This window comes from Curtobacterium sp. HSID17257, assembly GCF_003989515.1.
In the GTDB taxonomy this organism is placed as follows: domain Bacteria; phylum Actinomycetota; class Actinomycetes; order Actinomycetales; family Microbacteriaceae; genus Curtobacterium.
This window is the reverse complement of sequence record NZ_RBLU01000017.1, coordinates 1-14,904: the sequence shown is the minus strand read 5'-3', so window position 1 is coordinate 14,904 and position 14,904 is coordinate 1. Positions and strand designations below refer to the sequence as shown.

Genomic DNA, 14,904 nt, shown 5'->3' with positions numbered 1-14,904 from the left:
GGGTGCGCCACGTCGGAGGGCGCTCGGTAGGATCGGGGTGTGTCATCCCAGCAGGAACCCGTGCCGTCCGACGTGCAGTCGCTGAGCTACGAGGCAGCGCGCGACGAACTCGTGCGCGTCGTCGGTGAGCTGGAGCAGGGGTCCGCGACGCTCGAGCGTTCGCTCGCACTCTGGGAACGTGGCGAAGCCCTCGCGGCCCGCTGCGAGGAGTGGCTCGTCGGTGCACGGGCCCGGCTGGACGCCGCCCGTGCCGCATCGACCGGTGCGGACACCGCCGACCACGACGGGGCAGCACGGTGACCGACCGCGACGGACGTCCCATCGTCGCCGAGCTCGGCCGCCCGGAGACCCCGGAGGAGACCTGGGCCCGGAAGGACGCCGCGCGCCGCACCCGACGCGAGCACCAGACCGCGTTCAACCTCGTCCTCGCGCTCATCGCCTCGCTCGGCATCGTCCTCTTCCTGGTCGCCGTCGTGGTCCGGCCCGACCAGACCGTCGACCGCTCGGTCGACTACCAGCAGGTCGCCGCCGGCGCGGACGTGCCCGGCGTGACGCTCGCGGCACCGGACCTGCCCGACGGCTTCACCTCGAACCGCGCCGACTTCCAGGACAAGACCTCGGACGGCGTCCGGGTCTGGACCGTCGGACTCGTCACCCCGGACCGCCAGTACATCGGTCTGCAGCAGGGCCTCGACGCGAACGCGTCCTGGGTGGCGAACCAGCTCGACCAGAAGCCGTCCACCGGCGACCGCACCATCGACGGCACGAAGTGGACCGTGTACGACCGCCGCGACGAGGGCAAGGACGCCGGCAACCACGCGTACTCGCTCGTCCACACCTTCGGCGACAGCACGATCGTCCTGTCCGGCACCGCCGACGACTCGTCGTTCACGACCGTCGCGAAGGCCGTGACCGAGCAGTTCGCGAACTGACCCCACCCGACCGAACCCGAAGCACGAGGAAGACCATGCCCGACCGCGCCGCATCCACCCCGTCCGACGCCCTCCGCCTGCTCGTCGAGGGCAACGCCCGCTTCGCCGCCGACAAGCGCCGCACCGGTCGGATCGACCCGGACCGTCGCGGCGAGCTCACCGGCTCGCAGGCCCCGTTCGCGACCGTGCTCGGGTGCTCCGACTCCCGCGTGCCGTTCGAGCACGTGTTCGACGCCGGGATCGGTGACCTGTTCGCGATCCGCAACGCCGGTCAGATCGTCGACGACGTCGTGCTCGGCTCGATCGAGTTCGCGGTCGTCGCCCTCGGCACCCCGCTCGTCGTCGTCCTCCGACACACCGCGTGCGGGGCCGTCGCCGCAGCGCGCTCGGGTGAGCCCGTTCCCGCCCCGCACCTGCAGTCGCTCGTCGACGCGATCGCGCCGAGCGTCGAGCGGGTCCGCGCGACCGATGCCGAGCTCCCGCAGGAGGCCGTCGGTGCCGCGCACCTCGAGGCCACGCTCCGCCAGGTGATCGAGCGCTCCGGCGTCGTCTCCGACGCGATCGCCGAGGGCCGGCTCGCCGTCGTCGGCGCGACCTACGACCTGGGGACCGGCGAGGTCTCCGTCGACACCGTCGTCGGCGAGGCCTGACCGGCACCGACGACGACCGTCCCGACACCGACGGGGCACCACGACCGCACCGACGCGACCGCGCCGGTGCACCACAGGAAGGACCACGACGACGTGACCGACACCACCGCGACCACAGCCACGAACGGCAGCCCCGAGGGCGAGTACCGCATCGAGCGCGACACGATGGGCGAGGTCCGGGTCCCGGCATCGGCCCTGTACCGTGCCCAGACCCAGCGCGCCGTGGAGAACTTCCCGATCTCGGGCAGCGGTCTCGAGCCGGCGCAGATCGTCGCCCTCGCCCGGATCAAGCGAGCCGCGGCGGTCGTCAACGGTTCCCTCGGCATCGTCGACCCGGCCGTCGCCGACGCGATCGCGCAGGCCGCGGACACGATCATCGGCGGCGACCACCACGACCAGTTCCCGGTGGACGTCTACCAGACCGGCAGCGGCACCTCGTCGAACATGAACATGAACGAGGTCCTGGCGACCCTGGCGACCCGCATCGCCGGCACGGACGTCCACCCGAACGACCACGTGAACGCGTCGCAGTCGTCGAACGACGTCTTCCCGACCTCCGTGCACGTCGCCGTGACCGAGGCCCTCATCCGCACGCTCGTCCCCGCGCTCGAGCACCTGGCGGAGTCCCTCGAGGCCAAGGCCACGCTCTGGGCCGACGCGGTGAAGTCCGGGCGCACCCACCTGATGGACGCCACCCCGGTCACCCTCGGCCAGGAGTTCGGCGGCTACGCCCGGCAGGTCCGCCTCGGCATCGAGCGCGTGCAGGCCACGCTCACCCGCGTCGCCGAGGTCCCGCTCGGCGGCACCGCGGTCGGCACCGGCATCAACACGCCGAAGGGCTTCCCGCAGCAGGTCATCGCCCGGCTCGCCTCGGACACCGGACTGCCGATCACCGAGGCGCTCGACCACTTCGAGGCCCAGGGCGCCCGTGACGCACTGGTCGAGGCGTCGGGTGCCCTCAAGGTCATCGCGGTCAGCCTGACGAAGATCAACAACGACCTGCGCTGGATGGGCTCCGGTCCGAACACGGGTCTCGGCGAACTGCACATCCCCGACCTGCAGCCCGGCTCGTCGATCATGCCCGGCAAGGTCAACCCGGTCATCCCCGAGGCGACCCTGATGGTCGCGGCCCGGGTCATCGGCAACGACGCGACCGTCGCGTGGGCAGGCGCCTCGGGTTCCTTCGAGCTCAACGTCGCGATCCCGGTGATGGGCACGGCGCTGCTCGAGTCGATCCGCCTGCTCGCGAACAGCTCGCGGGTGCTGGCCGACAAGACCGTCGACGGGCTGCAGGCGAACCTCGAGCGTGCGCGCGCCTTCGCCGAGTCGTCGCCGTCGATCGTCACGCCGCTCAACCGCGTCATCGGGTACGAGGCCGCCGCCAAGGTCGCCAAGTACGCCGTCGCCGAGGGCATCACGGTGCGCGAGGCCGTCGTCGCTCTGGGCCACGTCGAACGCGGCGAGGTCACCGAGGAGCAGCTGGACAGCGCGCTCGACGTGCTGTCGATGACGCACCCGAACTGACGGACGCCGCCCACTGACGGGAGGCGCGGTGCCGGCTGGCACCGCGCCTCCCGTCCGTCGTGCTGGTCGCCCGAGACTCGCGCCCAGCGACATTTCTCGGGCCGCCGAGCGCGAGAAGTGTCGCTCAGAACGAGACTCGGCGCGGCGCCACCTCCGCTACCCGAGGTCGGGCGAGTCGAGCAGCTCGGTCACGAGCGCCGCGATCGCCGACCGCTCCGAGCGGGTCAGCGTCACGTGTGCGAACAGCGGGTGCCCCTTCAGCCGCTCGATCACCGAGGCGACCCCGTCGTGCCGGCCGACCCGCAGGTTGTCCCGCTGTGCGACGTCGTGCGTCAGGACGACCCGCGAGTTCTGCCCGATGCGCGACAGCATCGTGAGCAGGACGTTCCGCTCGAGGGACTGCGCCTCGTCCACGATCACGAACGCGTCGTGCAGGGAGCGTCCGCGGATGTGCGTCAGCGGCAGGACCTCGAGGATCCCGCGCTCGACCACCTCGTCGAGGACGTTGTCGGACACCAGTGCGCCGAGGGTGTCGAAGACCGCCTGCGCCCACGGGTTCATCTTCTCGGAGGCGTCACCGGGCAGGTACCCGAGCTCCTGCCCGCCCACGGCGTAGAGCGGCCGGAACACCATGATCTTCTTGTGCTGCTGCCGTTCGAGCACGGCCTCGAGCCCGGCGCACAGCGCGAGCGCGGACTTGCCCGTGCCGGCGCTGCCGCCCAGGGACACGATGCCGATCTCCGGGTCGAGCAGGGCGTCGATCGCGAGCCGCTGCTCCGCGGAGCGGCCGCGCAGCCCGAACACCTCGCGGTCGCCACGGACGAGCGACACCGCGCCGGCCTCGTGCACGCGTCCGAGGGCCGACCCGCGCTCCGATTGGATGACGACACCGGTGTTGACGGGCACCCCGTCGAGCGTCGAGGTCCGGATCTCCTCGCGCTCGTACAGGTCGCTCATCTGCTCGCCGGAGACCTGCAGGTCGGTGATGCCCGTGTAGCCGGAGTCGACGGCGAGCTCGGCGCGGTACTCCTCGGCCGCCATGCCGATCGACGAGGCCTTGACCCGCAGCGGCAGGTCCTTCGACACGACGACGACATCGAGCCCGTCGTTCGCCAGGTTCGACGCGACGGCCAGGATCCGCGAGTCGTTGTCTCCGAGCTGCAGCCCCGACGGCAGCACGGACTGGTTGGAGTGGTTCAGCTCGACGCGGAACGAGCCGCCGCCGTCGAGTGCGACGGGGAAGTCGAGACGCTCGTGCTCGATGCGCAGTTCGTCGAGCAGCCGCAGTGCCTGCCGCGCGAAGTACCCGATCTCCGGGTCGTTGCGCTTGGACTCCAGCTCGCTGACGACGACCACGGGCAGCACCACGGCGTGCTCGGCGAAGCGGAACAGGGCCCGCGGATCACTGAGGAGCACCGAGGTGTCGAGCACGTACGTGCGTTGGGCGACCGGTGTGGACGAGTCCGCGGTGGTCCGCTGGGCGGCTTCGCGAGAGACGTTACGAGAGGTCACGACCACTCCATCCCCGGGCCGCGCTCGGCCCGGTCACTGTCCTCGACGCGGCCGGAGAGCGGTCCCGAAGCACCGTTGCCTGGCCGCTTCGACCGGACACTGTGCCCGGTGGGGCCAAGCTACGACCGGCCCCTGACAGGCGTGCCGCGACACGCGGTTCCGCAGGTTACGGTCGCGTGAACGCGGGCCGCGCACGGCCTCAGACGATGGGTCCGAGTCTCGCGCTCACCGACACTTCTCGGGCCTCCGGCCACGAGATTCGTCGCTCAGCCCGAGTCTCGCCGCGCGCAGCGCGCAGCGCGCAGCGCGCAGCGCGCTACTGCATCGTGGCGTAGGACAGGCAGGCGTCGCGGAACATGTCGAGCGTCGCGTCCGTGGTGGAGGCGAAGACCGACACCCGTGCGACACCCAGCCGCGTCGTCGCGGTGACCCCGTGGTTGTGCAGCGCGGCGGACAGCGCGGTGAGCCGACCCTGCGGCGGTCGCAGCACGACGATGCCTGCGCGCTCCCGCGGGTCCCGGCTCGACTCGACCGACAGACCGAACTCGTCGGCGATGTCGAGCACCCGCTCCACGCGATCGGCCACACGTTCCTGCACGGCCCCGACCCCGACGGACACGAGCCGCTCGAGCGACACGGCCATCCGTGCCTGGGCGACCGGGTCGACGCGCGTCATCTGGTAGCCCGCGGCACCCGGCTTCACCGACGGCACCTCGGTCGGCCAGCCGGTCGTGCCGTGCGGTCCGGACAGCGCCGGACGCAGGCGGTTCAGGGCCCGGTCGCTGAACGCGACGAAGCCCGTGCCCCACCCGGCGTGCAGCCACTTCTGCCCACCGGTGGCGACGACGTCGGCGACCTCGTACGGGGCGTCGACGACCCCGAAGCCCTGGATGGCGTCGACGATCAGCAGGCGGTCGCCGATGACCTCCCGGATCGCGGCGAGGTCGGCGAGGTACCCGGTCTGCCAGTCGACGAGGGACACGGCGACCGCGGTGACGTCGTCGGTCAGGCGCTCCTGGACGAGCGACGGGGTCACCCAGCCGGCGCCGGACTCGATCACGACGGGCTGCACACGGCCGCCGGTGGCCGAGGCCGCGCTCGCCAGTGCGAGCGGCAGCGACGGGTACTCGTCGGCAGCGACGAGGACCCCGCCGGTCAGGCCGAACGCGGTGTGCAGCAGCCCCGGGGTCGTGGCGGTCTGCGAGACGACCTGGTCCTCGCGGCGACCGACGAGCCGGGCGGCGACGGTGCGCACCCGGGCGTCCTGCTCGTCGAGGGTCTCCATGGCGCCGAAGCGCATGCGCTCCTGGATCGTGCCGAGCACGCGCTGCTCCTCGAGCACGGCGGTCTGCACCGGCCCGAAGGCGGCGTGGTCGAGGTAGCCGGACTCCTCGTCGAAGCCCGCCGCGTACTCGGCGATGTTCACAGGCGCAACCTTCCGTGGGACGAAAACCCTGTGAGCCTACTGGGACCGACCGGGCCCGAGCGAACCTGGGCCGCGGGACGCACTCGCAGCGGCACCCCGAGTGGCCCGCGATCAGCAGCCGAGGTGACCGTCCGGACGGCGATCAGCCGCCGAAGCGGCGGGAGCGCAACCCGAAGTCGCGGACGGCACGCAGGAAGTCGACCTCGCGCAGGTCCGGGTAGAAGGCCTCGACGAAGTAGAACTCGCTGTGCGCGCTCTGCCACAGCATGAAGTCCGAGAGTCGCTGCTCCCCCGAGGTGCGGATCACCAGGTCCGGGTCCGGCTGGCCCTGCGTGTAGAGGTGGTCGCCGATGAGCTCGGGCGTCAGCACCTCGGCCAGGGTGTCGAGGGTGCCGCCGCCCTCGCCGTGCGCGCGCACGATGCTCCGCATGGCGTCGGCGATCTCCCGTCGGCCGCCGTAGCCCACCGCGAGGTTGACGTGCAGGCCGGAGTGGGCCGCGCTCAGGGCCTCGGCGTCGGCGAGCGCCCCGAGGAGCCCCGCGGGCAGTCCCTCGTCGGAGCCGACGTGCTGCACACGCCAGTCACGGTGCCCGGCGAGCGTCCCGGCGAGGTCGCCGATGATCCCGACGAGCTGCTCGAGCTCCTCGCCGCCGCGTCCGGTCAGGTTGTCGGCGGACAGCAGGTAGAGCGTCACGACCTCGATGCCGAGGTCGTCGCACCAGTCGAGGAACTCGGGGATCTTCGCGGCACCTGCGCGGTGCCCGTGGGCGGCCGACTCGAGGCCGAGCTGCTTCGCCCAGCGACGGTTGCCGTCCACGATCATCGCGACGTGCTTCGGTATCGCCTGGCCGTCGATCTGTCGGCGGATACGGCGCTGGTAGGCACGGTAGAGGACGCCGCGCCCTGCCCATCCCACCCTGCCGGTCACGCCACGACTGTAGTGCACCGCGGCCTCGACCGTGCCGAGGTGTGCACTCCCTGCTGCCGTTCGGCCTGGGGCCCTACTGTCGCCCCATGCAGGACGAGACCGACACGCTCCCCCACGTCCCGTTCACCGAGGAAGCAGCCACCACCGAGGCACCCCGCCCTGCCTGGCGCGGGTGGATCCACCTCGGCACGTTCCCGTTCGCCATCGCGATGGGCATCGTGCTCATCACCCTGGCCGACAGCGGGGCGGCGAAGGCCGGCAGCGCCGTGTTCATGGCGACGTCGCTCCTGATGTTCGGCGTCTCCGCGACCTACCACCGCTTCCCGTGGGGTCCGACGGTGAAGAAGGTCCTCAAGCGGATCGACCACACGAACATCCTGCTGCTGATCGCCGGTACCTACACGCCCATCGCGATCTGCGCGTTGCCGCACACGCTCATGGTCGTCGTGCTCTGGGTGATGTGGACCGGCGCCGCGCTCGGCATCGCCTTCCGCGTGCTGTGGATCGGCGCACCGCGCTGGCTGTACGTGCCGATCTACCTGGTGCTCGGGTGCGCCGCGCTCGGCCTGCTCCCGCAGTTCTTCGCCGCGAGCGTCCCGATGACGATCCTCGTGCTCTCCGGTGGCCTGGCGTACATCCTCGGCGCCTTGGTGTACGGCTTCAAGCGGCCCGACCCCGCCCCGACCGTGTTCGGCTTCCACGAGGTCTTCCACGCCCTGACCGTCGTCGCCTTCGCTGCGCAGTGGGTCGGCGTGCTCATCGTGGCCCTCGACCCGGTGCGCTGACCGCGACCGCCGCCGGCGGCGGTCGGTGAGGGTGACCGCAGACGGACGGGAGGCCCGTGGCACGCTCGCCACGGGCCTCCCGTCCGTCTGCTGGTCGCGTCACGACCGGTGATGACGCTGCTGCCGACGTCGCTGCTGCTGACGTCGCCGCGGCAAGCCGCGGTCAGCCGCGTTCGGTGTCGTCGCCCACGTCCGTCCGGCCGTCCTCGCCGATGCGGCGCGACGGCTCGTCCGTCGTGACGCCCTCGCCGGCGTCGGACTCGAGCCGCTGCCGGATCTCCGCGCGGTACCGGGTCCGGCGGATGCGTCGGGTCATGTCGACCACGAGCAGGATCGTCACGACCGCGACGACCGCGATCGCGATGAAGCCGGCGACCCCGGGGGTGACGTCGACGTCGGGCACGACCGACGGGCTCGGGCTGGGGGCGGCGGCGATGGCCGTCAGGATGGTGCTCACGCGGTGGTGTCCTCGTCGTCAGGGAGCCCCGCGAACAGGTCGGACTCCGGCAGGTCGGTGGGCACGCGTGCCTCGACCAGCTGGTAGTCCTCGGTGGGCCACACCGTCGCGAGGAGGTCGTTCGGCCAGGAGAAGAAGAAGCTGTCCGGCGGCACCTGGCTCGCGTGCGCGTGCAGCGCTGCGTCGCGGGCGTCGAAGTACGCGCTGACGTCGACGTGCGTCGTCGCGAGGTCGGGCCGGTCGGCGAACCGCTCGACCCACTCGCGGAGCTGCTCGACCGCCGGGTTGTCCGGGTCGCGCTCGCGCAGTGCCTCGTGGATCGTGCGGAAGCGGCGGGGGTTCATGGTGCGCTCGTAGTAGAGCTTGCTGACCGCCCACGGCTCCCCCGCTGCCGGGTACTTCGTCGGGTCGGCGGCGTCACGCCACGCGGCCACCGAGACCTCGTGCGTGCGGATGTGGTCGGGGTGCGGGTACCCGCCGTTCTCGTCGTAGGTCACGAGCACGTGCGGGCGGAAGCGGCGGACCACGCGGACGAGTGCCTCGGTCGAGTACTCGAGCGGCACCGTCGAGAACGTGCCCGGACGGACCGTCTCGCCCTGCTCGGCGTCCGGCAGCCCGGAGTCGTGGTAGCCGAGCCACACGTGGTCGATCCCGAGCGCTGCCTGCGCCGCGGCCATCTCCGACCGGCGGTAGCCCGCCATGTCACGGTGCGCACGGCTCGTCGCGGGTTCGCCGAGCTGGTCGTTGAGGACGTCCCCGGCCTCGCCACCCGTGCACGAGACGACCATCACCTGGTGTCCCTCGGCGACGTACCGGGCGGAGGTCCCGGCGCCCTTGCTCGACTCGTCGTCGGGGTGGGCGTGGACGGCCAGCAGGCGGAACGGCACGAGGATCCTCACGGGTGCGGGTCGAGCGGGGCGCGCACGCGTCGACCGCGGGCGTGGGGGCAGCGCACAGCGGGGCGTGAACTACCCTGGGACCAGGATAATCACCCCAGGAGCCCCGAACTGTCCGAACCGCTGCACCCCACCGCCACCGCTGCGACCGTCGCGCCCGGCACGGCCGCGTCGCTGGACGATCGGTACGGGCGCACGCCGGAGCGTCGGCGCCGCGGCAGGCTGTTCGGGATCGTCGCGGCGATCGCCGTCGTGCTCGTGTTCGTCGCGTGGGTCGTCTGGGCCGGGCTCGACCAGGAGTCGCACGGGCTCGACAACACCGAGCTCGGCTACACCGTCGTCTCCGACCACCGCACGGTCGTGCACTCGCAGGTGTCGGCCGACCCGGGCACCGAGGTCCGCTGCGCCGTGCAGGTGCTCGACAAGTCGTACTCGATCGTCGGGTGGAAGGAGGTGACGCTGCCGGCCTCCGAGCAGCGCACCCGCTCGATCTCGACCGAGGTGAACACCACGACCCGCGGCGTGACCGGCTTGATCCACGACTGCTGGGTTCCCTAGACTCGACTGATTCGCGGACGAGACCGGCCACACCGGCCGGTCTCGTCCTTTGTCGAAAGGGAGACCGATGAGCAACGACACGCAGACCACCTGGCTGACCCAGGAGGCGCACGACCGTCTCACGGCCGAGCTCGCGCAGCTGTCGGGCCCGGCCCGCAAGGAGATCGCGGACCGCATCGAGGCGGCGCGTGAAGAGGGCGACCTCAAGGAGAACGGCGGCTACCACGCCGCGAAGGACGAGCAGGGCAAGATCGAGGCCCGCATCCGCCAGCTCACCGAGCTGCTCAAGCACGCCACCGTGGGCGAGGCGGACTTCGACGGCACCGTCGAGCCGGGCACCGTCGTGACCGCGGTCATCGCCGGCGACGAGTCGACGTTCCTCGTGGGCAACCGCGAGATCGTGGCCGAGGGCTCCGACCTGACCGTGTACAGCCCGGTCAGCCCGGTCGGTGCCGCGATCCTCGGGCTGCGCGCGGGCGACGAGACGACCTACACCGCGCCGAACGGCAAGGAGATCAGCGCCAAGGTGACGAAGATCGAGCGCTACCAGCCGTAGGCGGCCGGCCGCGCGGCGCCACGGCCCGCGGTCGGTGGCGCGACGTGCCAGTGCACGACCAAGAGCAGCTCGCACCACGGAACCATGTGGCGCGAGCTGCTCTTCGTTGTGCGACAGCCGGGCCGCGCGCACGGCGCCGCGAGCACGGCGCCGCACCGGGTGCTCAGCGCCCGGTCAGTGCGCCACGACGTCGCGGTGCGCGAGCGACCGGACGCACGGGAAGCACACGAGGTCCCCGACGGCGACGTCGCCCGGCAGCAGCACCTGGTGCCCGGCCGTCCCGGTCGTGTTCGTCGTGAGCGTCACCTCGGCCGCGGGAGCGACGCTGCGCCGGCCGATCAGCCGCGCCGCGGTCAGCACGGCGCAGTCGGGAACGACCCCGTCGAGCTCGACGAACACCACGCCCCACGGACGCCGGACCCGCGTGACGGTCGCGACGGTCACGCAGACGTCGGCGGGGTGCCAGTCGCGTGGGCGGTACCGCGGCGGTGCCTGCTCCGCGGTGTGCACGCACGGCGTCCCGGCCACCGCGGCCAGGCGCTGCATCGACACCGCGCGGACCCGGACGTCGTCGAGCGTGGCCTCGGTGCCGGCGGGCCAGACCGTCGGGTCGAGCGGATCGGGCAGCGAGGCACGGAGCGAGGGCAGGATCGACGTGAGGGTCATGACGGGAGCATCACGCGCCTCCCGGCCGTCCGCGGCGTCGCTCACGCGCCCCTGACGCCGGGACGGCCGTCCCGTGCGCAGCGCTGACACCGACGTGTGCAGCGCGGCGGGTCAGTGCTCGAGCAGCTCCGGACGGAAGCCGACCTCGTGGAGGCGCTTCATGACCTCCTGCGCGTGTTCCGGGCCGCGTGCCTCGATCGACAGGTCCAGGGCGACCTCGTTGATCACCAGGCCCTGCCCGTGCCGGGTGTGCAGCACCTCGACGACGTTGGCGCCGGCGTCCGAGATGACCTGTGCGACGCGGGCGAGCTGGCCGGGGCGGTCCGGCAGCATGATGCGGATGCCGATGTAACGCGACGCGGCGACGAGCCCGCGGGTGATGATGCGCTCCATCATGAGCGGGTCGATGTTGCCGCCGCTCAGCAGCACGACCGTGCGGCCGGTGTCGCGGACGGCGCCGGACATGATCGCTGCGACACCGACGGCGCCGGCTGCCTCGACCACGAGCTTCGCGCGCTCGAGCAGCACGAGCAGGGCGCGGGCGGTGTCGTCGTCCGACACGGTGACGATGTCGTCGACCAGGTCGCGGATGATCGGGAAGTTCAGGTCGCCGGGTCGGGCAACGGCGATGCCGTCCGAGATCGTCGGCTTCGTCGTGATCGTGACCGGCTGGCCGGCGGTGATCGAGGACGGGTAGGCGGCGGCGTTCTCCGCCTGCACGCCGATCACCCGGATCGGACGGCCCAGGCGCTCGGACATCCCCTTCACCGCGAGGGCGATGCCGGAGATGACCCCGCCGCCGCCGATCGGCACGACCACCGTGTCGACGTCGGGCACCTGGTCGATGATCTCGAGCCCGAGCGTGCCCTGGCCGGCGATGACGTCCGGGTGGTCGAAGGGCGGGATGAACACCGCGCCGGTGTGGGCGGCGAAGTCCTTGGCGGCGCTCAGGGCCTCCTCGACGGAGTGACCGCGCAGCACCACGTCGGCGCCGTAGTGCCGTGTGGCCTGGAGCTTCGGCAGCGCGACTCCGACCGGCGTGAAGATCGTGGCCGGGATGCCGAGCTCGCGGGCGGCCAGGGCCACGCCCTGCGCGTGGTTGCCGGCGCTCGCGGCGACGACACCGGCCGCACGCTGCTCGGGGCTGAGCGCGGCGAGCCGGTTGTAGGCGCCCCGCACCTTGTAGGCGCCGGTGCGCTGCAGGTTCTCGCACTTCAGGTGCACCGGTGAGCCGAGCAGCTCCGCGAGGAACTGCGACGTCTCCATCGGCGTGACGCGCGCGACGCCCGCGATGGTCCGCTGCGCGGCCTCGATGTCCGCCAGCGAGGGGAACGCCGCGGTCTGCTGCTGGGGCACGGAGGTGTCGGTCACGGTCCCATCATCGTCCGTCAGGGCGTCCACGGCGAACTCGTGACGGTCCTTCGGTGAGCGCCCGCTCAGCCCGCGGTCCCCTTCGCGGCGGTGGGCTGCTCGTCGCTGCCCGGCGCGGGGACGCCATCGGGGTGGTGCTTCCGCCAGCGGCGACGCTTCTTGGCCTCGACGCTCGCGTGGTGGTCGCGCTGCTTCGCCTCGAGCACGTGGTCGGAGTCGAGCCCCTTCCACCGGCCGCTGGCGATCGTCGTGACCATCGAGTTCACGGTCGCGATCAACGGCACGGCGAAGAACGCGCCCGCGATGCCTGCGAGCCCGGACGCCGCGGTCACGCCGAGCACGACGGCGAGCGGGTGCACCTTGACGGCACTGCCCATGACGAGGGGCTGCAGGATGTGCCCCTCGACCTGCTGCACGACGAGGATCACGCCGAGCATGACGAGCGCCGCGACCCAGCCGTTGAAGATGAGCGCGATGAACACGGCGAGGAAGCCCGTCACGATGGCACCGACCACGGGGATGAACGCGCCGAGGAAGACGAACACCGCGATCGGGATGACGAGCGGGAGCTGCAGGACGGCGGCGCCGATGCCGATGCCGACCGCGTCGACGAAGGCGACGAAGATCTGCACGCGGATGAAGCTCGTGAGCGTCGTCCAGCCGGCGACACCCGCGCCGTCGATGGCCGAGCGGGCGTTCTTCGGGAACAGCCGGACGGTCCAGCGCCACACGTTCTTGCCGTCGATGAGCAGGAAGATCACCGTGAAGATGACGACGAAGAGCCCGGTGAGCAGGTGCGTCAGCGACGAACCAGCGCTCGCCACCCCCGACAGGATCGAGCCGGAGTTGCTCGACAGCCAGTCGGTGGCCTGGTTCAGGTAGTTGTTGAGGTCGGACTGGCTGATGCCGACCCCGGAGTTCAGCACGAACTCGCGGATGGTGTCGTACTGCGAGAGCGTCCGGTCCCGGAGCGAGGGGTACGACGCCGCGATCTGGTCGACGACGAGCCAGATGAGCCCGCCGACGGCTGCGAGACCCCCGACCAGGCTGACCACGACGGCGATCCACTTCGGCACGTGGTGCCGCTGCATCCAGTTCGAGAGCGGCACGAGCAGGGCGGCGACGACGATCCCGATGAGGAACGGGATGAGGACCTCGCTGAAGAGCGTGACGAGGTAGATGAACACCGCGACGACACCGATGACCACCAGCACTCGCCACGACCACGCGCCCGCGATCCGCATGCCCGTCGGCACGACCTGCTCGACGACGGGATCCGGATGCGTCTTCTTTCCCCAGGCCATGCGGCGAGTGTACCGACGGGCGCCGGAGCGTGTTCCAGATGCGGCATACGTCCGTCCGACGTCGGTGTCGGCGCTGATCGGTAGCGTCGTGCCATGGTCAGGTCCACGCTCTCCGCCGCCGAGGCCCGCCGTGTCACCCTCGCGGCCCAGGGCTTCGGCGCACCCGCTCGCGACGCCGTGGGCACCCGCACGCTGACGACGACGATCGGCCGACTCGGGCTGCTGCAGATCGACTCGGTCAACGTCTTCGAGCGCAGCCACTACCTGCCCCTCTTCGCCCGCCTCGGCGCCTACGACAAGTCCACGCTGGACCGCTTGACCATGCGCCGCTCCGGCCCGTACGCCGAGTACTGGGCGCACGAGGCCGCGTTCCTGCCGCGGGCCGACCTCCCGCTCTTCCGCTGGCGGATGGACGCGTACCGCGAACGCGACGCCCGGCCGAACCGGATCGCCGGCGTCGAACGCACCGCGAGCGTCCGCCGCGAGCTCCGCGCCCTGCTCGCCACCGAGGGTCCCCTGCCCGCGAGCGCGGTCGAGCACGAGGCGAACGTCCGCCGCGGGCCGTGGTGGGGGTGGAGTGACGTGAAGGCGGGCCTCGAGCAGATGTTCCGCTGGGGCGAGGTCGTCAGCGCCGGACGCGCCGGGTTCGAGCGCGTGTACGCCCTGCCCGACCAGGTGTTGCCGGCGGGCACGCTCGAGGGTGCTCCCGACCGGCACACCGCCGTCACCGAGTTGGTCGGGCGCGCCGCGCGCGCGTTCGGCGTCGGGACCCGCGCGGACCTCGCCGACTACTTCCGCCTGCGCGCGGACGACACCACCGCCGCGATCACGGAGCTCGAGGAACGCGGCGAGCTCGTGCCGGTCCGGGTGGAGGGCTGGCGGGACCCCGCTTGGCTGCACGCCGATGCCCGGGTCCCGAGGCACGTCGCCGCCGACGCGGTGCTCAGCCCGTTCGACCCGGTCGTCTGGTTCCGGCGCCGAGCGGAGCGCATGTACGACTTCCACTACCGGATCGAGATCTACACACCGGCGCCGAAGCGCGTGTTCGGCTACTACGTGCTGCCCGTCCTGCAGGACGACCGCCTGACCGGTCGCGTCGACCTGAAGAGCGACCGGCAGCGCGGGGTCCTCCGGGTCCGGACCGCCTGGCAGGAGCCGGGTGAGCAGCTGGACGCGGAGCGCCTCGCCGAGACGCTGCGGCGGGCGGCCGCGTGGCAGGGCCTCGACGGCGTCGAGGTCACCGACCGGGGTACGGCCGCCGGCGCGGTCGCCGCAGCGCTCGGGGTCGCGCTCGTCCCGCACGAGGCCGCGGACGACGCCGACGCTGCCGAGGCGGCTA

General features: G+C 72.0%; 16 protein-coding genes. 8 read left to right on the top strand and 8 right to left on the bottom strand.

Annotation, left to right across the window (positions count from 1 at the left end):
- The first annotated feature begins 39 nt into the window (after positions 1 to 39).
- From D8M35_RS04855 to D8M35_RS04840, 4 genes are all read left to right on the top strand, one after another.
- Entirely contained in the window at positions 40 to 300 is a 261-nt protein-coding gene (locus D8M35_RS04855; protein WP_126890830.1) for an exodeoxyribonuclease VII small subunit, read from the top strand.
- Entirely contained in the window at positions 297 to 932 is a 636-nt protein-coding gene (locus D8M35_RS04850) for a DUF4245 domain-containing protein (protein WP_126890829.1), read from the top strand. The genes D8M35_RS04855 and D8M35_RS04850 overlap by 4 nt, the downstream gene beginning before the upstream one ends.
- A 35-nt stretch (positions 933 to 967) precedes the next feature.
- A complete protein-coding gene (locus tag D8M35_RS04845; protein ID WP_126890828.1) occupies positions 968 to 1,582 on the top strand; it encodes a carbonic anhydrase in 615 nt (204 codons plus the stop codon).
- Positions 1,583 to 1,675: 93 nt separating this feature from the next.
- Positions 1,676 to 3,106 carry an aspartate ammonia-lyase gene (locus tag D8M35_RS04840; RefSeq protein ID WP_126890827.1) on the top strand — a complete coding sequence of 477 codons (1,431 nt, stop codon included), beginning with the start codon at positions 1,676 to 1,678 and terminating at the stop codon, positions 3,104 to 3,106.
- 156 nt (positions 3,107 to 3,262) lie between these two features.
- Here D8M35_RS04840 and D8M35_RS04835 read toward each other — a convergent pair whose 3' ends face one another.
- The 3 genes from D8M35_RS04835 to D8M35_RS04825 all read right to left on the bottom strand — a co-directional run bounded on the left by D8M35_RS04835 (position 3,263) and on the right by D8M35_RS04825 (position 6,972).
- Positions 3,263 to 4,618, bottom strand: coding sequence for a PhoH family protein (locus D8M35_RS04835; protein ID WP_238638100.1), 1,356 nt, complete (start codon positions 4,616 to 4,618; stop codon positions 3,263 to 3,265).
- A 316-nt stretch (positions 4,619 to 4,934) separates the two neighbouring features.
- Complete coding sequence (locus tag D8M35_RS04830) at positions 4,935 to 6,044, bottom strand: aminotransferase class V-fold PLP-dependent enzyme (protein ID WP_126890826.1); 1,110 nt, start codon at positions 6,042 to 6,044, stop codon at positions 4,935 to 4,937.
- Positions 6,045 to 6,186: 142 nt separating this feature from the next.
- Positions 6,187 to 6,972 (bottom strand): isoprenyl transferase, encoded by a 786-nt coding sequence (locus D8M35_RS04825; protein ID WP_238638099.1) that lies wholly within the window; start codon positions 6,970 to 6,972, stop codon positions 6,187 to 6,189.
- Positions 6,973 to 7,058: 86 nt separating this feature from the next.
- Here D8M35_RS04825 and D8M35_RS04820 point away from each other — a divergent pair, with 86 nt between their 5' ends.
- Positions 7,059 to 7,757 carry a hemolysin III family protein gene (locus tag D8M35_RS04820; RefSeq protein WP_126890825.1) on the top strand — a complete coding sequence of 233 codons (699 nt, stop codon included), beginning with the start codon at positions 7,059 to 7,061 and terminating at the stop codon, positions 7,755 to 7,757.
- A 163-nt stretch (positions 7,758 to 7,920) separates the two neighbouring features.
- Here the strand turns inward: D8M35_RS04820 and D8M35_RS04815 are convergent, their stop codons facing one another.
- Positions 7,921 to 8,214, bottom strand: a complete 294-nt coding sequence (locus tag D8M35_RS04815; protein ID WP_126890824.1) for a hypothetical protein — start codon at positions 8,212 to 8,214, stop codon at positions 7,921 to 7,923.
- The gene (gene mca / locus D8M35_RS04810; protein ID WP_126890823.1) at positions 8,211 to 9,101 is read right to left on the bottom strand and encodes a mycothiol conjugate amidase Mca; all 891 of its coding nucleotides are present in this window, start codon (positions 9,099 to 9,101) and stop codon (positions 8,211 to 8,213) included. Before mca ends, D8M35_RS04815 begins: the two co-directional genes overlap by 4 nt.
- On the opposite strand from mca, the gene D8M35_RS17185 reads away from it, so the two are divergent.
- Positions 9,009 to 9,668 (top strand): DUF4307 domain-containing protein, encoded by a 660-nt coding sequence (locus D8M35_RS17185; protein WP_342342910.1) that lies wholly within the window; start codon positions 9,009 to 9,011, stop codon positions 9,666 to 9,668. The two genes, mca and D8M35_RS17185, sit on opposite strands and share 93 nt — an antisense overlap.
- Positions 9,669 to 9,735: 67 nt before the next feature.
- Positions 9,736 to 10,224, top strand: coding sequence for a transcription elongation factor GreA (gene greA / locus D8M35_RS04800; protein WP_126890821.1), 489 nt, complete (start codon positions 9,736 to 9,738; stop codon positions 10,222 to 10,224).
- 174 nt (positions 10,225 to 10,398) lie between these two features.
- Here greA and D8M35_RS04795 read toward each other — a convergent pair whose 3' ends face one another.
- The 3 genes from D8M35_RS04795 to D8M35_RS04785 form a co-directional block, all read right to left on the bottom strand.
- Entirely contained in the window at positions 10,399 to 10,890 is a 492-nt protein-coding gene (locus D8M35_RS04795; RefSeq protein WP_126890820.1) for a hypothetical protein, read from the bottom strand.
- A 111-nt stretch (positions 10,891 to 11,001) separates the two neighbouring features.
- Positions 11,002 to 12,261, bottom strand: a complete 1,260-nt coding sequence (gene ilvA, locus D8M35_RS04790) for a threonine ammonia-lyase (protein WP_126890819.1) — start codon at positions 12,259 to 12,261, stop codon at positions 11,002 to 11,004.
- Between the two features lie 65 nt (positions 12,262 to 12,326).
- On the bottom strand, positions 12,327 to 13,565 hold the full coding sequence (locus D8M35_RS04785; protein WP_126890818.1) for an AI-2E family transporter: 1,239 nt from the start codon (positions 13,563 to 13,565) through the stop codon (positions 12,327 to 12,329).
- Between the two features lie 93 nt (positions 13,566 to 13,658).
- Between D8M35_RS04785 and D8M35_RS04780 the strand changes: the two genes are divergently transcribed.
- Positions 13,659 to 14,904 (top strand): winged helix-turn-helix domain-containing protein (locus tag D8M35_RS04780; RefSeq protein ID WP_148113330.1); only part of this gene is annotated, 1,246 nt, incomplete at its 3' end.